General features: G+C 40.2%; 23 protein-coding genes and 1 pseudogene. 1 reads left to right on the forward strand and 23 read right to left on the reverse strand.

The features are described from left to right. Positions 1-10 precede the first annotated feature (10 nt). The 20 genes from ADG81_RS02185 to tgt form a co-directional block, all read right to left on the reverse strand. Positions 11-1,468, reverse strand: a complete 1,458-nt coding sequence (locus tag ADG81_RS02185) for a PTS ascorbate transporter subunit IIC (protein ID WP_000452073.1) — start codon at positions 1,466-1,468, stop codon at positions 11-13. Positions 1,469-1,598: 130 nt separating this feature from the next. Continuing rightward, entirely contained in the window at positions 1,599-2,222 is a 624-nt protein-coding gene (locus ADG81_RS02190; protein WP_049550775.1) for a hypothetical protein, read from the reverse strand. Between the two features lie 50 nt (positions 2,223-2,272). Next, a complete protein-coding gene (gene jag, locus ADG81_RS02195) occupies positions 2,273-3,262 on the reverse strand; it encodes an RNA-binding cell elongation regulator Jag/EloR (RefSeq protein ID WP_000260003.1) in 990 nt (329 codons plus the stop codon). Between the two features lie 17 nt (positions 3,263-3,279). Next, positions 3,280-4,104 carry a membrane protein insertase YidC gene (locus ADG81_RS02200; protein ID WP_204372668.1) on the reverse strand — a complete coding sequence of 275 codons (825 nt, stop codon included), beginning with the start codon at positions 4,102-4,104 and terminating at the stop codon, positions 3,280-3,282. Then, positions 4,079-4,450 carry a ribonuclease P protein component gene (gene rnpA / locus ADG81_RS02205; RefSeq protein WP_049550777.1) on the reverse strand — a complete coding sequence of 124 codons (372 nt, stop codon included), beginning with the start codon at positions 4,448-4,450 and terminating at the stop codon, positions 4,079-4,081. Before rnpA ends, ADG81_RS02200 begins: the two co-directional genes overlap by 26 nt. A 149-nt stretch (positions 4,451-4,599) precedes the next feature. Beyond that, entirely contained in the window at positions 4,600-5,790 is a 1,191-nt protein-coding gene (locus ADG81_RS02210) for an acetate kinase (RefSeq protein WP_049544477.1), read from the reverse strand. 50 nt (positions 5,791-5,840) lie between these two features. After that, a complete protein-coding gene (locus tag ADG81_RS02215; protein WP_049550778.1) occupies positions 5,841-6,794 on the reverse strand; it encodes a class I SAM-dependent methyltransferase in 954 nt (317 codons plus the stop codon). A gap of 60 nt (positions 6,795-6,854) precedes the next feature. Continuing rightward, positions 6,855-7,442 (reverse strand): class I SAM-dependent methyltransferase, encoded by a 588-nt coding sequence (locus ADG81_RS02220; RefSeq protein ID WP_049550779.1) that lies wholly within the window; start codon positions 7,440-7,442, stop codon positions 6,855-6,857. A gap of 32 nt (positions 7,443-7,474) precedes the next feature. After that, positions 7,475-7,888, reverse strand: a complete 414-nt coding sequence (gene comGG / locus ADG81_RS02225) for a competence type IV pilus minor pilin ComGG (protein WP_049550780.1) — start codon at positions 7,886-7,888, stop codon at positions 7,475-7,477. Then, positions 7,866-8,327 (reverse strand): competence type IV pilus minor pilin ComGF, encoded by a 462-nt coding sequence (gene comGF / locus ADG81_RS02230; protein ID WP_049550781.1) that lies wholly within the window; start codon positions 8,325-8,327, stop codon positions 7,866-7,868. The genes comGG and comGF overlap by 23 nt, the downstream gene beginning before the upstream one ends. Continuing rightward, complete coding sequence (gene comGE / locus ADG81_RS02235) at positions 8,290-8,592, reverse strand: competence type IV pilus minor pilin ComGE (protein ID WP_049550782.1); 303 nt, start codon at positions 8,590-8,592, stop codon at positions 8,290-8,292. The genes comGF and comGE overlap by 38 nt, the downstream gene beginning before the upstream one ends. Then, positions 8,555-8,989 carry a competence type IV pilus minor pilin ComGD gene (gene comGD / locus ADG81_RS02240; RefSeq protein ID WP_049550783.1) on the reverse strand — a complete coding sequence of 145 codons (435 nt, stop codon included), beginning with the start codon at positions 8,987-8,989 and terminating at the stop codon, positions 8,555-8,557. The genes comGE and comGD overlap by 38 nt, the downstream gene beginning before the upstream one ends. After that, positions 8,952-9,275, reverse strand: coding sequence for a comG operon protein ComGC (gene comGC / locus ADG81_RS02245; RefSeq protein ID WP_049550784.1), 324 nt, complete (start codon positions 9,273-9,275; stop codon positions 8,952-8,954). Before comGC ends, comGD begins: the two co-directional genes overlap by 38 nt. 1 nt (position 9,276) lies before the next feature. Next, entirely contained in the window at positions 9,277-10,293 is a 1,017-nt protein-coding gene (gene comGB / locus ADG81_RS02250) for a competence type IV pilus assembly protein ComGB (protein WP_080978022.1), read from the reverse strand. Beyond that, the gene (gene comGA, locus ADG81_RS02255; protein WP_049550786.1) at positions 10,241-11,182 is read right to left on the reverse strand and encodes a competence type IV pilus ATPase ComGA; all 942 of its coding nucleotides are present in this window, start codon (positions 11,180-11,182) and stop codon (positions 10,241-10,243) included. The genes comGB and comGA overlap by 53 nt, the downstream gene beginning before the upstream one ends. Positions 11,183-11,258: 76 nt before the next feature. After that, positions 11,259-11,624 (reverse strand): DUF1033 family protein, encoded by a 366-nt coding sequence (locus ADG81_RS02260; RefSeq protein WP_000286413.1) that lies wholly within the window; start codon positions 11,622-11,624, stop codon positions 11,259-11,261. Positions 11,625-11,773: 149 nt separating this feature from the next. Continuing rightward, positions 11,774-12,832 (reverse strand): zinc-dependent alcohol dehydrogenase family protein, encoded by a 1,059-nt coding sequence (locus ADG81_RS02265; RefSeq protein ID WP_004257473.1) that lies wholly within the window; start codon positions 12,830-12,832, stop codon positions 11,774-11,776. Positions 12,833-12,994: 162 nt separating this feature from the next. Further along, positions 12,995-14,146, reverse strand: a complete 1,152-nt coding sequence (gene nagA / locus ADG81_RS02270) for an N-acetylglucosamine-6-phosphate deacetylase (protein ID WP_001134549.1) — start codon at positions 14,144-14,146, stop codon at positions 12,995-12,997. Positions 14,147-14,297: 151 nt separating this feature from the next. Then, positions 14,298-16,115, reverse strand: coding sequence for an acyltransferase family protein (locus tag ADG81_RS02275; protein ID WP_049550787.1), 1,818 nt, complete (start codon positions 16,113-16,115; stop codon positions 14,298-14,300). Positions 16,116-16,215: 100 nt separating this feature from the next. Next, positions 16,216-17,358, reverse strand: a complete 1,143-nt coding sequence (gene tgt / locus ADG81_RS02280) for a tRNA guanosine(34) transglycosylase Tgt (protein WP_049550788.1) — start codon at positions 17,356-17,358, stop codon at positions 16,216-16,218. 116 nt (positions 17,359-17,474) lie between these two features. On the opposite strand from tgt, the gene ADG81_RS02285 reads away from it, so the two are divergent. Next, positions 17,475-18,332: a DUF975 family protein gene (locus ADG81_RS02285; RefSeq protein ID WP_049550789.1), complete on the forward strand. Its 858-nt coding sequence runs from the start codon at positions 17,475-17,477 to the stop codon at positions 18,330-18,332. A gap of 25 nt (positions 18,333-18,357) precedes the next feature. Here the strand turns inward: ADG81_RS02285 and pcp are convergent, their stop codons facing one another. From pcp to ADG81_RS02300, 3 genes and pseudogenes are all read right to left on the reverse strand, one after another. Continuing rightward, positions 18,358-19,002, reverse strand: a complete 645-nt coding sequence (gene pcp / locus ADG81_RS02290) for a pyroglutamyl-peptidase I (protein ID WP_033687421.1) — start codon at positions 19,000-19,002, stop codon at positions 18,358-18,360. Positions 19,003-19,114: 112 nt separating this feature from the next. Beyond that, positions 19,115-19,476: pseudogene (locus ADG81_RS02295) on the reverse strand (DUF1304 domain-containing protein). Positions 19,477-19,486: 10 nt separating this feature from the next. Further along, the gene (locus ADG81_RS02300) at positions 19,487-19,765 is read right to left on the reverse strand and encodes a MarR family winged helix-turn-helix transcriptional regulator (RefSeq protein WP_414716416.1); all 279 of its coding nucleotides are present in this window, start codon (positions 19,763-19,765) and stop codon (positions 19,487-19,489) included. Between the last annotated feature and the right edge of the window lie 54 nt (positions 19,766-19,819).

The following is a 19,819-nucleotide window of genomic DNA, read 5'->3' on the forward strand; positions in this document are numbered from 1 at the left end:
TTTCTAAAAACTATGCTTCTTCTTGAACTTCACCGTTGTAGTATTTTTCTTTATCTTTTGCTTTGGCAAATTGAAGTTGAGGAATAACAAGCAAGAAGAGACATACAAGTACATAACCGACAATACCGAGGTATTTGAAGATATATCCAAATCCAAGCCATGGGAATTCAAAGTCGATATTTCCATGGTAACCACCGTAAGATGCTAAGTCGAGAAGGGCTACACAGAGAGCTCCTAGAGCAACTTGGAGGACACCTGAGATGAAGGATAGGATAACAGCCGCTTTCCATCCACCACGTTTATCAGCGTAAACTGCAATTGCTGCATTATCAAAGAACACTGGTACAAATCCTGTAATAATAAGGATAGGGTTTTTAAAGACGATAAGCAAGACAATTGTAATCAATTGACCAATCAAACCAAAGGCAAATCCAGACAAGACAGCGTTTGGAGAACCAAATCCATAAGAAGCTGCAACGTCAACCGCTGGGAATGAACCTGGCAATAATTTGTTTGAAATACCTTGGAAGGCATTTGTCAACTCAGATACGAACATGCGGACACCTTGCATCAAAACGAACAAGTAAACTGAGAAGGTGAAGGCTGTTTGGATAATGTACATAAAGAAATCTTGTTTAGCCGGATTGAATAGAGTTCCTGAAGTGATGACTTCTTTATTAGACATAATGTCTGGACCCAAGATTAAAAGAATGGCTCCGAAGAATACGAGCATCAAGGTAGCAGATGCAACAACTGTATCGTGGAAGATTGAGAGGAACTTAGGCAATTTAAGATTATCTAGGCTTTCTTCTTTCTTACCAAAGCGTCCTGCTATTTTATCTACAAACCAGATTGCAAATTGTTGTTGGTGACCAATCGCAAATCCGCCACCACCAGTCAAGCGTTGAGTTGCTTCAACAGTCATATTTGAACTAACTGCCCAGTAAAGTCCACAGATGATACCAATCGCTGCTGTACCGTAAGCATTGCGCAATTGTGGTACTAAGAATAGAACCATAAGAGATACTGTTGCAGCTTGTTGTACCATGATGTGACCAGTAATAAAGAGGGTTCTTACCTTCGTGATCTTGCGAAGAGCTACGAGCAAGATATTTATTCCGAAACCAATCAATAGAGCTGTAGTTGCAGTTCCAACAAAATCTGGAAACTCTGCTGCAATTTTGTTGTTTGCTGCAGCAAGTCCAAAGTAAGGGTCGATAACCGCTGCACCAATTTGGAATTTGTAGTTAAGGGCTGCTAAGATCGGACGGAAGGTTGTAACCAAACCACCTGCACCCACATTGAGCAACATATACCCTACTGTTGCTTTAACAAACCCTGAGAAAACGTCGTGGGCAGGTTTTTTCAAAAGTGCGTATCCTATCAACACCAATAAACCTACGAAAAATGCGGGATTCTGCAAAATATTGCTAGAAAACCAATTTAGAACACTTGAAATGACTTCCATAATTGTTCTCCTTTTGAATTGTTTTTGTAGGTTTATTATATAATTTGAAAGCGTAAACAAAAAGACCAAGAATTACACAGCGGACTGTTCACTCTTGGACTGTATGATTTATGATATTTTAATGATTAGCTTAGTTTCTCGTAGCTAGATAAAATGGAAGAATTTTATCATAAGATTTCAGTAGGGCTTCTACGATTTCTTCTTCAGATGAATTCTCTGTTATAGGGACATCTATTTTAACTAACACTTTTCGGACTTCCTGATTGGATAGTTTATTTCTTAAAATTTGACGATTTTCTTCGTTCGCCTCCCACCGTTGACTTTGACCATCAGAGTAGGCTAGATAATAAATCCCTTTAACGGTTGGAATTTCTAGGACCTTGGCCTGCTTTCCTAAAGTTTGCTCATCTTTCTTGCGCTCGATGAAACTGACTTCTAGTGAGACTCCAAAATCAGAAGGACTTCCATACAAACGAAGAGCCAACATAGGTTCTGTCACTTTCCCCTCACGCTGTATATAAGCCCAGAAGTGTGGTCGCAAGCGCTGCGCTTGGTTCATCCACTGGCTAGTCTGTTGGAGTTGCCATTCTGGATGGCTTGCTTGAAAGGCTTTGGCTAACTCTGTAAAAGCCTTTCTGGCCTCTTGACCTTTGTGGCGAAATGCCATCATTTTCTCTCGTTCTTCTCCCGCTTTATCAGGATTACGGTACTGCAAACCAGCAAAGTCTAAATAGTCTCTTATCTTATTCAACATTAATTTAATCTCCTCCAGCTAGCAAAAAATCAGGAGAACCCTGATTTTGTTTATTCTGTATCTACAACGACATAGCGATTTGGCTCATCACCCTCAGAGTAACTAGTCACGCCATCCATACGTGAAATAATACGATGAATAATCTTGCGTTCACTATTTGACATAGGATCTGTTTGATGACTACGTCCTTCTTCTAAAACACGAGTCGCCAATTTTTGAGCATAGGTCTGCAAGACTTCTGCACGATGTTCAACATAATCATTGACATTAATAGTAATGTAGAAGGTCCTTGCATAGCGGTTGTAAAGATAATTTTGAGCCAATAGTTGTAAGGCCTTCAAAACTTTGCCATGGTAACCGATAATACGACCTGGCTCATTGGTATCAATTTGTAAATTGATGCTACGACGGTTATAATCATTTGAAATCGTCGCCTCAACATCCATATCATCAATGATTGTTTGGACATAAGTCGTTACTTCCGTAGCTACTTGTTCAATGTCAAAGCTCGGTTCCACTTTTAAGCCCAAATCTTCTAATTCTTGACTTTCAGTTTGTTCAGCTCGACTCTCAACAATAGGAGTTTCTACTTCTTCCCCGAAACCAGCTTCTTCAAGCTGTAATTCATTTAAAATCTCAATATGCCCAGTTTCTTCTAAAATGGTGTTAGCATGTTTTTCATTTTTCAAAATTTCAGCCTTAACTTCATCAGAAACCCCTTGGCCTTCTTCTTCAATCTTTTTAATTGCTTCTACAACATGCCCTAAATCAACAGTCGCTTGACTGACTGTTTTGACTGGTTCATTTTGTTCGTTAATTTCTTTAGGAACACCCTTTACAGCCTGCTGATTAGCTTTAATGACCGTTGTTTCACTAATAGCTTCAATATCAACTTGAGCTGGTTTTTTACCAAATAAACCAAGAAAGCCATTTTTTTCACGAGAAATGACTTTGATGTGAGCCTTCAGTCTTGGGATATCTAATTCTTTCAATCCTTTCTGGATTGCTTCTTCAACAGTTGAACCTGTAAATACTACCATTACCAGATTCCTCCTTATTATTTCGTTTTCTGAGCCTTTTTCTTGGCTTTTCTTTTTCTATTTTCCAAATCTTTCTGTGCCTGAACTACCGCCTCGCGCTCTGCGATAATCTTGAATGGATTGTTCAAGAAATAGGTTTGCAAGACTTGATAAGCATTGGACACTGTCCAGTATAGGGCGACTCCACCTGGTGCATAAACTGCAAAGATAAAGATCAAGACTGGAATCCCATACATCATCGCAGTCGTAGCGCCATTACGCTCAGACAAGGCTTGGTTGGACAACCAAGTACTTAAAAAGGTAAATACAGCTGCTAAAATCGGAAGAACAAGGGTTGTATCCACACCACCAAGGTTAATCCATAAGAAATGACCTGTCTTTAAAAAGTCAACTCTTGATAGAGCTTGGAACAAGGCCAAGATAACCGGCATCTGAATCAAAATCGGCCAAAGAGAATCTGACTGTCTGACACCCATTTCTTTAAAGACTTTACGCATTTCTTGCTCTAGCTTAGTTCTGCTTTCCATATCTCGACCTGGATATTGTTCTCGAAGCGCCTTAATACGTGGTTGAGCTTCCTGCATTTTTCTGGAAGCCACCATTTGCACTTGAAAAACTGGCAAAAGCAGTGTACGAATCAAGACCGTAAAGAGGATAATCCCCACTCCGATACTGATATCAAATGATAAAAAGCGAATGATTTCCGCAAAGAAGTAAACAAATTTACTCCAAAAATCAGCCGAATCGGCTGTAATATCGCTAGTTGCCCCATTTGTTGCACAGGCTGTCATGATCAATAGGGACAGTCCTAGCAAACTAGTCAACTGTAGTTTCTTTTTCACTCCCATTTCCTTCCTGGTAAATCTTTGATAATTTTAATACGTGGAGTAGATTTTTCTCCATCTCTGCGTATCCCAAGGTTTCGACTCCTTTTCGAGCAATGACAACAAAGTCGACATCTTCTACCAGACTCCCTTTGGCATTCTGGATAATATGCCGAATCCGTCGCTTAATTTGATTTCTAGTGACGGCATTCCCAAGTTTTTTGCTAACTGATAGACCTACTCGAAAATGGTTTTTCTGGTTTTCTAGTTGGTAGACAACAAATTTGCGATTGGCAAAACTTGTCCCCTCCTTGAAAATCTCCTTAAAATCTTTCTCTCTTTTTACACGAAAGTTTTTCTTCAAAACTCAACTCCATCTATTAAATTACTACTATTATACCATATTTTTCAAAAAAGCCAATCATAGCAAGGTTTTGGACATTTCCATCAGAAAAAGAAGCTGGAAAAATCTCTTTCCCAACTCCTTGTACTGAATATTTTTTCTGATTTTAGTTATTTTTTCAAGCGTTCAACGTCACGGGCAATGACCAATTCTTCATCTGTTGGAATAACCAGGACACGTATTTTCGCTGCCTCTGTTGAGATGTCTCCTGTCACACCAAAGACATTCTTTTCTGGGTCAACATCACAGCCAAACCAAGAGATACCTGAGATAACATCTTCACGTACGTTTGCAGCATTTTCACCGATACCTGCAGTAAAGATAATAGCATCTGCTCCATTTAGGACCGCAAGGTATTGACCGATATGTTTTTGGATACGGTCAACATACATTTCATAGGCTAAAGTGGCATCGTGGTCCCCTTCTTCCATAGCAGCAATCACATCACGCATATCACTGGATTTACCTGAAACCCCCATTAGTCCTGATTCACGATTAAGAACGTGACTAATGTCTTCAGGCGTGTTAAAGTCCTCTGTATATTGCATTAAGTAAGGAATGATAGCTGGGTCAATATCTCCTGTACGAGTTCCCATCATCACACCACCAAGTGGAGTGAATCCCATTGAAGTATCAACAGATTGACCACCCTTAACTGCTGTAATAGAAGCACCATTACCGATGTGGCAAGTAATCAATTTCAAATCTTCTAATGGACGTCCCAAGAGTTTTGCAGCTTCTCCTGCTACAAACTGGTGACTTGTACCGTGGGCACCATATTTACGAACCTTGTTTTCTGTGTAATATTTTGTTGGTAGAGGATAGCGATAAGCTTTCTCTGGCATAGTTGTGTGGAATGAAGTATCAAAAACAACTACACTGGTAATGTCTGGCAACAATTCCTTGAAGGCACGAACACCTGCTGCATTGGCTGGATTGTGGAGAGGAGCTAACAAGCTCAACTCTTCAACTTTTTCTAAAACATCTCCCTCAACGACTGTTGATTCTTTAAAATATTCTCCACCTGCAACAACACGGTGTCCAACACCTGTAATCTCATCATAAGCCTTGATAATATCGAAACGAATCAAGTCATCCAATAAGATTTTAACAGCTTGTGTGTGATTTTCGATATCCAAAATTTGTTGTTCAGAACGGCCGTCAAATTTTACAGTTGAAATAGAATCTTTCAAACCAATCCGTTCAATTAAACCTTTAGCAAGAACTTTTTCCTCTGGCATTTGATAAAGTTGCCATTTCAAACTTGAACTTCCCGCATTGATTGCAATTGTTTTTGTCATAACATGATACCCCTTTTTAAGCGTTTTCATCTATTATAACAAAATCTATTTTATATTTCAGTACCTTGAGTCCATTTTTGAAAATTTTCTTTAAATTTCATTAAAACACCTGCATCTTGCAAGCTAGCAAGCGGATAAACAAAAGGATCTACTGCTGTTTCACTTTTCTTCTGTAAGATAAAAATCGTCTTTGATTGTTTAGCATTAGCAAAGAGATTTTCAGGCAGACTGATCATCGCAACCAGACTCGCTTCCTCTTTCAACCACCCTTTCAACAAATCACTTTGAGGGCTGGTCAACAAATCACTCGGAGCGAGAAAAATAGCGTATCCATCTGACTTGAGATACTTAAGTCCTTGTTCCATGAGCAAGTGATGGGCGTAAGTATGTTCTTGGCTAGAAGCAACTTGATGACGCAACGCAACGGCATCATCAGGATAATAGCCGACAGGCAAGTCGCTGATGACCACGTCGCTTTCTTTGAGCATCTGTGGACGAACGGCATCCCCTTGGACAAAGCCAGCCTGTAAACCAATTACATCTGCCATACTAGCCGCCAGATCAATCAGCAAATCATCCACTTCCATTCCCAAATAATCCACCTTTTTATTAAGCGAGGTCAAGAAAGTAGCGCCCAAAATTCCCATCCCAGAACCCATTTCGAGGATCGTAATCTCCTTCTCTTTAAACAGCTCTTCCACAATAAACACCAAAAGCAAAGCAATAGCATCTGGTGTAAACTGGTGATTGGCCTGTAGGGGCTCTGTCTGCCCAGCCTTCATCAAGAGAAACTGGTAGGTCTTGAGCCATTCTTCTTTGCGAAGCGCTAAACGCTTAAGGGCCTGATTGTTTTCCTTGACCTGCTCTAGCTCAGTTTCACCATCCAGATAGATGCTATTTTGCTCCACCAGGGCGTCATAAAAGTTGGTCGCCAAATCACTTTGAATGACTTGGACATTCTCTAGTAAATAGGTATAAGCTTGTTCAATTTTTTCAAAATCCATATTCCTATCTTATCAAATTTCCCTTCTTTTTTCCATCCTTATAGAAAAATCACTCCCTGACTAGGCGAGTGATTTTTGGGCTACTGTTAAAAAGAGTTCTGAGTAATTTCCTTGAAACAGGTCTTCAGCGCTATAGAGGATCTGACTATACACAGATGAAAAACCAAACTGGGCTAGCTTGTTTTCCAGTTCAGGCAATTCAAATCCATGATGGTTAGCTTCTGTCTTGGTAAAATCAGCAATGAGGAGTTGTCCGTTTTCTCTCAGATGTTGATGAAACAGTGAGAGAGCCTCATCCAAATCAGGCATATGATGAAGAACACGACAAACAACAATGAGATCAAACTCTTGCTCCAAGGGATTTGCCAGTAAATCTTGCTCCAGAAACTGGATATTCTTGATGTCTTGCTGCTCTGCTTTCAAACGAGCTTGCTCCAGCATTTTCTCCGAAATATCCACCAGTGTTACAGATTGGGTTTGTTTGGCCAGAGGCAAGGTTAACAGACCCGTCCCTCCACCAAAATCCAAAATTTCTTTGTCTGATAGAAGATCAATCTGTTTCTCGACTGCTTGACAAACCAAGTTTACAAGGAAGATATTTTTAGGTGAATCAAAAGTTTCTGCTTTATGGTTAAAATCATGTTTCATATTTTTAGTTTAGCACAAAATAGCTTGATTGGCTAGGAATTCTCTTTCTTTTCAACCTTCTCTTCTGATTTTTTCTTCTCTGCTTGATTACTTGAATCAGTCACTACCTTTTCCTTTTTATCCGTTTTCTCTTCTTCGATTTTGACGGAAGGAAACAGAAACTCATATTGACTCTTAGGCGTACGAACCGTCGTCACCAAGCTTGTTTTCTTATTTTGATAGCTCACCTGACCCAGATTAAAGGCCTGTTCCCCACTTTCTTGCTCAACCTTATCTTTGGTTCGCTTGGCCATGGCAAAAGCAACCAACTTTTCTTTATTTAAAGCATAGTCTTGATAGTGGGCGACTTGTCGGTTCAAGTAAAATTGTAACAAAAGACTAAAGATGGCTGCCATGGTGACTGCATAGAGGAGAACACCTGCCTTAACTTTTTTCTTTTTCCACACGATAGATGAACTCCCTTTCTAAGCCTTTTTGGAACTGAAAACGAAAACGAACCAACTGATTGTCCTCTGTAATCTGCGCAGATTTAAGTCCATAAACCATAGGCTGATATCCTCGTCCACTGGCATCAGTTTTCCGAAAATCATCTGATTTGGACTTACCAATAGAGATATCCTTGCCATCCTGCTTCATATAAATGCGATTACCTTCTACTTTTTCGAACTGCGAACGGTCTAATTCTGCCTCCAACTGGTCCACAAACAGGAGCCACTCCTTTTGCTCGCTTTGTTGCTGGTAACGAACTTCTGAAATGAGGAGCTGACTCATGGCTTGAAAGAGAAGTAAGCTTCCACTGATGACAATGAGGGCAATCAGAGATTCCAACAGGGTAAAAGCCTTGACCTTATGGCTCTTTGATAGCCAACAACTGTTCTGAACCATAGTAGACCTCCAATCCCTTTTCACTAGAAAACACCTGAATCTCAACTCCGTTGATGTTTATCTGATTTTGACCTGTCTGCAGTGCCATCTTAGCTACCCTCAAGACTTCTTCCTCTTGCAAGATTTTTGCTTCTTCTTGTCTATTTTTCTGAATTTGTCCCAAAAGGAGGGTCGCAATGCTAGCAAAGATAGCTAGAGCAACTACTGCTTCCAGTAAAATAACTGCTCTAATTTTTTGTTTCCTTAATGCGTTTAATTTTTCCATTTCCTAGATATAACTGATAGCGAATCGCTCCTTTACTGGTCTGAAATTCAACCTTAGCCAGGGACGAATTGCCCCCAGCTCGGTCAAATGTGATATTTTGTCCCGATGGTGCTTGAATTCCTTTAGGAACTGTCAGCTTTTGACTGCCATTGCTAATGGTCTTTCCGTCTATGCTCAAACTTGTCTTTTGCTGACTAGCTACACTGCGTTTTTGGGTTTCCCGATAGAGTTCTTCAAACTCCATAAAGAAAATCTGCTCCTCTACTGCTGCAAAAGTGGACTGGACAGAACCTGACAAGCCCAAGGCAAGGATACTCACAAGTCCCAAAACCAAGAGACTTTCCAGCATGGTAAATGCCTTAATCTTTAACGGTTTGACTAGTATTTTGTTTAGCATGGTATTCTTTATAGGCTTTAGCCTGTTCTTTTGTGATTCGCCCATCTGCTTGTAACTTGCTTAGGCTAGCATCTTCATTTTTATCTAAGCTATAAAGTTCTGCCTGGCTTTCCACCACCTTAACAACAGCAGCTTTTCCTTTGTCGTTGACTGCTTCTTTTTGCTTGGTCAGATTAGGTACAAAGAGTAATAGAAGCACGCTGATGATGAGCAAAACCACCAACATCTCCACAAGTGTAAAAGCCTTCACTTTCGCTTTTTTCAAGAATGTCATCATTTTTTTCATGTTAAAAATTTACCTCCATATTTTGATACATGGGCATGAGCATTGCCGCATAAAGTAAAACGATAATCAGAGCCACAAAGATAAAAACCATTGGCTGCACCAAATTCATGGTGCGATTGACTCGGGTAAAAAAGGCTTCCCAAGTCTTTTCCGCATAGATTTCCAACTCACTCCCCAGCTTGGACTTGACTTCCCCATACTCGATGATGAGACTTAATTCCTTCCTAAAGAAAGGATAGGTTCCTATAGTTTGAGAAAATTCGCGACCATTTTGGAGTGCTTGAGCTAAATCTTGACCGATTTCTTTAAAGAGCTGGGAACCTTGTTCCTGCATCATTTGAAAAATCTGCGTCAACTCCAGCCCTTGAGAAATCATATTCCCCCACTCACGCGCATAATAAGCTGTCAGATAAGTCTGCACAAAGATTCCAAGAAAAGGAAGGCGTGCTAGGATAGAAAAGACGCGCATCTTAGAACTTCTTTTATAAAAAGTTAGTGCTAACAGGACACCTACTGAAACAAAAACTATCATTCCTAGAAAGATTTGTGGCAGATTGCCGATAATTTGGGTGGCAATATTACTACTATCCAGTTGTGGTAGTAGGTAGTTCCGTAGCCCCAGCATGATTAAGAGAAGAAATCCCAGCAAAATCAAGGGATAAGTCGCTACTTCAATTAATTTTTTCTTGACCTTGGCTAGATTGTCTAGATACTCTTCTATCTTTCCCAAACTCAGGTGGAGATTCCCATGGACTTCCGCTAGGGATAACTGAGTGACAATAGCACTTGAAAATCCCAAACTTTCCATCATTTCTGAGAATGATTTCCCCTGAGACAAGCCCGTGCGCATCTGAGTCACACACTGCTTGTCCAACAAGGCACTCCTATCTAAAAAGGAGATGGTCTCCACCAGATGAAAACCGCTGGAAAAGAGATTGTTAAACAAGGTGATGATATTTTTTTGCTTAGCTGTAGCTAATTTTTTCCGTTTCAGCCTGAAGACTTGTGATATGTCCATCTTTAAGAAGCTGGTCAATCTGTTCATTCCAGCTAGTTGGCTGGTGTTCTTGATAGTCTTTGTTGGCAAAGTCAACGATTCCTCCTCCCCCGATTAATCTCTGGTAGCAGACTCCTTGCAGAACGACTGCTAATTCCTCCTCACTCACACCCAACTCCAACAGGCGCTCATAAACACCTCGAATACTCTTGGCATGAATGGTTGAAAAGACTGTCGCACCTGTCAAACTAGCTCTAACTACTGCACGCGCCGTCTCGCTGTCACGAATTTCTCCGATAATCAAAAGGTCAGGACGATGACGTAAGGAAAGCTTGATGAGATTTTCATACGTCAACCCAATTGCTTCGTTCAACTGCAACTGGAGCATGTCCTCCTGCTTGATTTCGACAGGATCTTCGATGGACATGACTTGCTGTCCTTTAAAGAGAGATTTAGCCAATTCGTGCATTAAGGTTGTCTTACCACTGCCGACTGGACCAGCAAAAAGATAGAGTCCCCGTTGCCTGTACTGCTTGCCCAGTTCTTCAATATCCTGAAACCAAAAATGCAAATCCTGCTCCTCATCATGCAACAAGCGAATAACTAAACTCTCATGCCCTCGATAATCGCCTACAGTAGATAAACGTAGGGACGCCATCTTCTGGTCATATTCATAATCACAGGAACCAAGTTGACTACGTCGCTTTTCTCCAACATTCATACCCGCCACAAACTTAAAGTGACTGATGACGGCCGCAAATTTTTCAAAATCATAACAACCGATTTTACAGCGCTCGTCTCCTATTCTCATATGAAGCTCATAGGCATCTAACTTAGGGACAAAATAAATATCTTGCGCTCCTTTTTTCCGGGCTGAACGAATGATTTCTTGTGCAATTTCTTGAACCATACTTACCTCCTCACCTATACTATTCGCAAAGATTTGGAAAAATAAAAAAAGCAACTCCAAAAAAGTTACTTTTTCTCTATTTTAATTTCATACGGCAAGAACGGTGCCTTTCCTTACCGGTTTGTTTTTCATAGCCTGGGCGTAATTTTTCATCTGGAATAACCTGCTCATCCTGCAAAAGAGCCAAAGAATGATATTGTTGTAAATACTCATCACATTCATCACACCAACGTTGGTCTTCTGGATCCCAAAAAATAGTCATCAAGTCACTTCTACTTTTATAAAGAGGGGATTCTTGTTCCAATCTAAACCAGCAAGTTTTATAGTATTTGAGAGCATCATAATACTGGTCAAATTTTCTACTTGCTACAATATCTTCTTCCCAACCTTCTAAGAACCACCAGGGTTCAAAATCTCCGTACATTTCTATAACACGATACATATTCATTCATTCCTTTGTACCGTATATTATAACCAATTCAGACAAACAAGGAAAGAAATATGCTCATTTCTTAATTTTTTGATAAAAAATCCAGCCATCTTATGATGACTGAATTTCTATTTGCTTATGTTCCAAAATGTTTTTACTACTTAAGCTTCTGAAATATCATTTTCGATAATGACTTTGATTGCATGGTGGTCTGCTGCTTTACTGAAAACTTCATAGGCTTTTTCAATTTCACTGAGTTTGAAATAGTGAGTTACCAATTTTTCTGGTTCAATCTTATGACTTTCAAGAGCTTTCAACAATTGTGGAGTTGTATTTGTAGATACCAAACCAGTTGTTACATTGATGTTGCGAATCCAAAGTTTATCTAAATCGAATTCAACTGGTTTACCATGTACACCACAGTTAGCAACTGTTCCGTCTACACCGATAATCTTTTGACAGAAATCAAATGTTGCAGGAATACCAACAGCTTCGATAGCGACATCCACACCACGACCATCTGTCAAATCATAAATTTCTTTAATCGCTTTTTCAGGGTCTGAAGAATTAACCTTATGAGTCGCACCAAATGATAGGGCAGTTTCCAAGCGGTTATCGTCTAAATCCACCATAATCAATTTAGCTGGTGAATAGAATTGGGCTGTCAAAAGAGCAGCCAATCCAACAGGTCCTGAACCAATAATGGCTACACTACAACCAGGTTCTACTTTCCCTTTCAAGACACCAATTTCATACCCAGTAGGCAGAATGTCTGATAGCATAACCAAGGCTTCATCTGACAAGTCTTCTGGAGTGTGGTAAAGAGTGTTATCTGCATGAGGGACACGTAAATATTCAGCCTGCATACCATCAATCAGGTGACCGAAAATCCAGCCCCCTTCGTCTTCACAGTGGGCATAAATTCCTTTTTTACAGTAGTAGCATTTACCACAGGCACAGACACAAGAAATCAAGACCTTATCGCCTTTTTTGAAGTTCGAAACTCCTTCCCCAACTTCTTCAACAATCCCAATCCCTTCGTGACCAAGAATGGTACCACTTTGGCAAGCAGGAACATCCCCTTTGATAATATGGAGGTCTGTTCCACAAATAGTAGTTTTTACGATACGCACAATAGCGTCTGTTGGCTTGCGAAGCACTGGTTTGTCTACATCAACAAAAGAAGCAAGTCCTGGTTTAACATAAGTATAGGCTTTCATAAAGCATTCCTCCGTTTTTTTATTTGTACTATTTATAATATAATTGTAAGCCTTTTCATTTGTTTCTTCAAGTTTTTTTGTGATTTTTTTAACTTTTTTATTTACCGGTAAAGCAATATAGATAAAAAAGCAGAAGCTAATCTCTAACTTCTGCTTTTTCTCTTATGCTTGATAACGTTTCACACCATCTAGATAGGTTGCTACCAATTCCAAATCTTTATCTAATACGATAAAGTCCGCATCATAACCTTCACGGATTTGACCACAGACATCATCAATGTGAACAGATTTTGCTGGGTTAAGGCTAGCCATCATGACTGCTTCGTGTGGATTCGCAATACCCCACTCGACTACATTTCTCATACCATCTTTAAGTTTGAGGATAGAACCTGCCAAATTACCAGTAGATTTGAGACGTGCAGTTCCATTTGCTACTACAACAGGGAATTCTCCCAACATATAGTCACCGTCTTCAAGCCCACCAGCTGTCATACAGTCCGTAATAAGAGCGATGTTTTCTGTCCCCTTTTGCTTAAGTAAAATCTCACAAGCTTTTGGATCTACGTGATAACCATCACAAATCAATTCTGCGTAAGTATGTGGGAGCTCATACATAGCTCCTACCATACCTAGTTCGCGGTGTGTTAAACCACGCATCCCATTATAGGCATGTACCCATACACTAGCTCCAGCATCAACTGCCTTCTTAGCTTGTTCAAATGTCGCATCTGAGTGTCCAAGTGCAACTGTCACACCTTCACCTGTAATAGTACGTACAAAATCTTCCACCCCATCACGTTCTGGTGCAATAGCGATTTTATTTAGCATCCCTTTTGCAGCATCCTGCCAAGAATGAAACTCCTCAACACCCGGGTCTCTCATATAAGTTGGATTTTGTGCCCCCTTAAAAGTTTCTGTGAAATATGGACCTTCATAATAAATCCCACGAATCTTAGCACCTGTTGCTTCTTTATAATGGTTTCCAAGATTTTCAGTGACTGCAAGCAATTGCTCATAAGTGGCTGTTAAAGTTGTGGGCAAGAAACTGGTAACACCGGTACTAAGAAGTCCTTCACTCATAGTATGCAATGTACCTTCAATGTTGTTGTCCATCACATCTACACCTGCATATCCATGAATATGAGTATCCACAAGACCTGGTGCAATGCTATAACCAGTATAGTCAAGAACCTCTGCTCCTTCAGGAATTTGATCCACATGTTTCCCAAATTTGCCATCAACAAGTTCTAAGTACCCACCGCGACGAATGCCAAATGGATAGAAAAACTGATCCGCTTTAACGTAATTAGGCATAATAATGACCTCCTTAAAAGATTACTTTTGATATTTATTATGTCAATTACATTATAAACCTTTCTGATTCATTTGTAAATGGTATAGACCTATTTTCTAGAGATATTTTAAAAGAGCTGGATTTCTCCAACTCTTCTCTTTTTAATACAAGTTATTTTGATTTGACTGGCTTGTCTTGAGCTGTTTGCAAGGCTGTGGCAATGGTATCTGCATACAATTTTGCTCCTGCTTCAATTTTGCTAGTGTCACTTCCGAAATGGACTTGGTCTGTTCCTGTCCAGATCTCTGGATGTTCCTTAGCAACTTGATTCCAATCTGCTATCGTGATGTAAGGAGTCTTCTCTGCCAATTCTCTCATGTAGGTAGCAGCCTTCTCAACGATTGCATAGGTCTCTTTTGTTTTATCTCCTTCATAAGGTGTCACCAAAATCATATGGTGCCCCTTAGGAAGATTTTTCACGATACTATCCCAATCTTCCTTGTAATTTTCAGGATTATTTACCCCAGTTGCAATAACCACCATCTTTGGTAGAAATTTATTTTGGCTATTGTTGAGCATGATTTCGTTGGCGGTCTTGGTTGTTCTGCTTACTTGTGCGTTAATCTGTGCTCCAGGAAGGGCTGTCTGCAGGGCTGTATTAGCTCTTAGAGCTACCGAATCACCAATTAACATAGTGCCATCAGCAATTCCTAAACTATCAGCTTCTGCTCGTTCTGTCATCACCTTGGTCTGGTTAATATTTGTTGCAGCTTGCTTCAAGCCATTGACAGTTAAGTCTGTCTCAAAAGCTCCCACTTGTGGTGCCAACAGAGTTACTAAGAAGACAATGAAGGCCAAAATTCCAGTACTTGCTGCAAGGATTGTGTGAATATGAGGCAGGGGACGAAGGGTTTGTAAAACGGGTGTGTTCTTTCCTGCAATCCAAGGTTCCAATACATAAAATGAAAGACTGGCAAATCCATAAGAAAAAATCAAAGTCAGTAACACAGCAAAAAGATTTGATGTCAACTGTGATAAAATGATGTAGAAAGGCCAATGGAAAAGATAAACCGCATAGCTAGTATCCGCTAAAAAGCTAATTATCTTTGGCTCCTGTACGTTAGGAATCTTTTCATGTAAGACACGCGCTGCCAATATCATAGCAAGAGCTGCAAGACTGGCAAGCAAGAAGCCTATAAGATAGGCAAAAAGATAAGTGAATTTGACAAAGAAGGTCAAAATGAGTAAGAAGCCAAAACCTCCTCCCAAAACTAAAAGGGTCTTGCGTAAATCCCAAATTTTATCCAACTGCTTGACGAGGGAAGTCGTCTGACGAACGCCTACAATAGTTGCTAGGATACTTCCCAAAAAGAATGGATAGACATGAGTTAAACTGGAGAAGTAAACAGAGGAATAAGAGGTCACTAGAAAACTACCAATAAACATGGAGAAGAAACTAATCAAGAAGGCAGCAGTTGATAAGAGAAAAACCATCCCTCTCAACTGACCATTTGATTTAGCCTGCTTGGATAAGAACCAAACTGCCAATCCCCAGAGGATATAGTAGTGAACCTCAACAGCCAAGCTCCAATTATGAACAAACAAATGAGGAATGAACTGAGATTCATAACTCCCACCTGTTAGGAGCTCATAGAAGTTGGTCATGAAGCCTAAAACACCCGCAATCTGACCCCCAATTCCAGCCACATAATCTTGGCGAACTAGAAAAGTAAAGGGCATGGTTACCAAGACCATCAAAACCACAGGTGGCACAATCCGATAAAAGCGTCTTCTAAAAAATCCAACCAAATCAATTTCATGATTTTTAGAAAATTCTTCGATAAGTAGAGCTGTAATCAGGAAACCTGAAAATGTAAAAAAGACATCTACCCCGAAAAATCCTCCAGGAAAGATGGTCTGAAAGAAATGATACAAGAGTACCAAAAGTAAACCTGTAATCCTAATCAAGGAAAACCATTTAATACGCATACGAGTTTATTCTCCCTTTCATTATACACTTTATTCTATCAAAAAAAGAAGAAAAATCCCAAGAGAAAACTTAGGATTTTTAGCTTATATCAATTCCAGTTTAAAAATTACGGCCTGACTTATTATAGCCATATTTTTCAACAAAATACTCACGGAATTCCAAGAGATTATCGTCCATAATGGCTTGTCGCACTTGCCTCATCAGGTTAAGCAAGAAGTAAAGATTGTGGTAGCTAGTCAAGCGGATACCGAAAGTTTCATCGGCCTTGAGCAGGTGACGAAGGTAAGCGCGTGTATAGTTCTTACATGTGTAGCAATCACACTCAGGATCCAGTGGCGTAAAGTCCTCAGCAAACTGAGCATTTTTCACAACCAAACGTCCCTGACTGGTCATACAAGTTCCGTTACGGGCGATACGAGTCGGCAAGACACAGTCAAACATATCCACCCCACGAATCACTCCATCGATCAAGCTATCTGGTGCTCCCACACCCATCAGATAGCGAGGTTTGTTTTCAGGTAGCAGTTGGGTTGTAAAGTCCAAGACCGCATTCATCTCTTCATGAGTCTCTCCCACTGCCAAGCCACCGATAGAGTAGCCTGGGAAATCCATGCTGACAAGGTCATGAGCCGATTGGCGGCGAAGATCTTCAAATCCTGCCCCCTGCACAATCCCAAATAACCCTTGGTCATGCGGACGACGGTGAGCCTTCAAACCACGCTCAGCCCAACGACTGGTACGCTCGATTGATTTCTTAACGTAGTCGTAAGGTTGATAAAACTGAGGACATTCGTCAAAGGACATCATGATGTCTGAGCCCAGATTATTCTGAATAGAGATGGCTTTTTCTGGTGATAGGAACATCTTAGAACCATTGAGATGATTTTTAAAGGTTACTCCTTCTTCTGTGATATTACAGCTATCAGCTAGGGAATAAACCTGGAAACCACCACTATCCGTTAGGATTGGTTGGTCCCAATTCATGAACTTGTGGAGACCACCAGCGCGTGCAATGAGTTCATCCCCAGGGCGAAGCCAGAGATGATAGGTGTTTGATAGGATAATTCCCGAACCCATCTCCTTCAATTCTTCAGGCGACTGAGTTTTGACAGTGGCTTGTGTCCCAACTGGCATAAACATAGGTGTTGGGAAGGTACCGTGGGGAGTGATGATTTCTCCCAGACGAGCTCCTGTGTGTTTTTCTTTCTTAATCAAACGGTATTTGATTGGTGAATCTGACATTTTCTACCTCCGAAGCTGGAAAAAACAGTCCCAGTTCATACTTTGTGCCCAAGGGCATACTGTATGATTTTATCAAAAAAAGCTTGAACTGTCACGAACTATGGTATAATGAGAGAATGAAAAACTCAAAAATTGATTTAAAAACCGTTCGTCTGCAGGCCAGACAATTTCAGGCTGAAAATCCCCGCCTCTTTCTCGTCTATCTCTTACCTAGCATGCTAGTCATCTTGTCTGGCTTCCTCAATCCCTTAGAGCGTATCAACGAGTCTATTTTAGAGCAATCCTTTTTAAGCGTTTTTGGCCATGTATTCCAAACCTATCTTTTTCCTCTATTAGTCTCCTTTATCGGGACAATACTTCTAACCAGTTCAGTCTACACAACCCTGAAACTCATAAAGAATCCTGATACAGAACTATCCGTCAAAAACAGTCTTACTCTCTTTAACGAAGAGCACTTTTCACAAACCTTTTTGACTCTCCTTCTCAAACGTTTCTATCTCTTCTTATGGAGCATTCCTAGTTTGCTTGGAATTTACTTCCTTTTTTACAGTAGCTTTCTTGCAAAGAAATTCATTGCCCTTCATCCTGAGTTTCCCAATCTGGATCTCACGTCAATTGAAACCGAGCGTTTCCTCATGACCTTTGGTCTTTACTTTCTAGCAAGTATCCTCTTGATGATTGTCGGAAATAGTCTCTATATCCCACAATACTATGCCTATTCGCAGGTAGAATTTCTCCTCTGTGATACCCTAGACTTAGGACAAGCTAAACCAGGACAAATCCTAAAAACCAGCCGTTTCCTGATGAAAGGCTACAAATTTCAGCGCTTTATTCTAGACCTACAACTCCTTCCTTGGTACTTCCTCAATTGGATTACTTTTGGAATTTCTAGTTTCTCACTCCTACCCTACATTCAAATCAATAAAGTGATTTTTTACCGAGCAGTATTGGCTCGAAAACGTCCAAAAGCTTGAAGGTTTTCCCTCAAGCTTTTTTCTATCAATGAGTTTCTCCACCTACCAACTTGAGGTCCTCATCTCCATATTCTATCATGGCTCCGATTGCTGCTTCTATCCCTCGCCTAATATCCACTAAACTCATAGCTGGAGTGGTCGGTCGATTCACCACCTGTTCCATCATATAAGGAATATGCATAAAACCTGCCTTAACATGGGGAAATTTCTTTTCTACCAAATAGAGGGCCTGATACATCAAATGATTGCAGACAAAAGTCCCTGCTGTATTAGAAACAGAGGCCGGCAATCCCTCTTTTTTTATAGCTTGAACCATCGCTTTAATCGGCAAACTACTAAAGTAAGCCGGAGCACCATCTGGACGAATGGGAAGGTCAATCGGCTGATTACCTTCGTTATCAGGAATGCGTGCATCGTCTTGATTTATAGCCACTCGCTCAGGTGTCAAGCTGGTTCTTCCACCTGCTTGGCCGATACAAAGGACAAAGTCCGGTTGATAACGACTCATTTCTTCTTCCAATACTTGGGCCGATTTGTGAAAGACTGTTGGCACTTCTAGCCAACGGACCTCAGCACCATGGATTTCAGCTGGTAAACCTTTAATGGCCTCCAAAGCTGGATTAACCTTTTCCCCTCCAAAGGGCTCAAAACCTGTCACTAATACTTTCATTTCTAACTCCTTACAACCAATTCCATGAAACTATTTTCTTAAAAACAAGTATAACATATTTCCCTTATTCTGGAGTGAAAAGGACTAGAGAGGATCAGACCGGCATTAAAGTTTATTTAAAGAGAAAAATACTAATCAAGGCCAAAATAGCTGGTCCACCTTGCTTCAAAATAATTTTCTTATCTGCTGTGAGAGAGCCATAAGCCGCAGCACCAATCACAAATAAAACAAAAATAGTCACAATTTCTAAATTCTGTGAGAAATAAATCCCATACAAGAGAAAGACTCCTACAGAGCATTATAAATCCCTTGATTTTTAAACAATGAACTTACTGACGGACGAGCCAGTTCTTCCTTGTCCATGTTAAAGACACGACTAGTCGCATCTGATTGCGTTGCAATACTTTCCAAATAAAAAATGTAAAAATGCTCCAAAGCAACAATCGTTGCTAAAATGATTGTAATAATTGACATCTATTTCTCCTTAAATTTCTATATTTTCAATACCCAAAACCAATTTATTTAATAAACGGCTGAGTTCTGTTTTTTCAGATTCTGTTAAGATACTTTCCATCTCTTCCTTAACCTTGATATGCTTCAGAGGAGGATTCACCACTAACTGCTCCTTGGCATACTTCGTAGCCTCTACCAATACTTCCCGCTGATTTTCAGGATTACGATGACGCTCCACCAAACCTTCCTTTTCTAAAATTTTAAAATGCCTTGTCAAAGCAGCCTGATCAATCTTCAATTTTCCATTCATATTGATACTCAATGAAAATCAAAGAGCAAACTAGGAAGCTAGCCGCAGGTTGCT

The sequence above is a fragment of the Streptococcus pseudopneumoniae genome (genome assembly GCF_001070815.1).
In the GTDB taxonomy this organism is placed as follows: Bacteria; Bacillota; Bacilli; order Lactobacillales; family Streptococcaceae; genus Streptococcus; species Streptococcus pseudopneumoniae_P.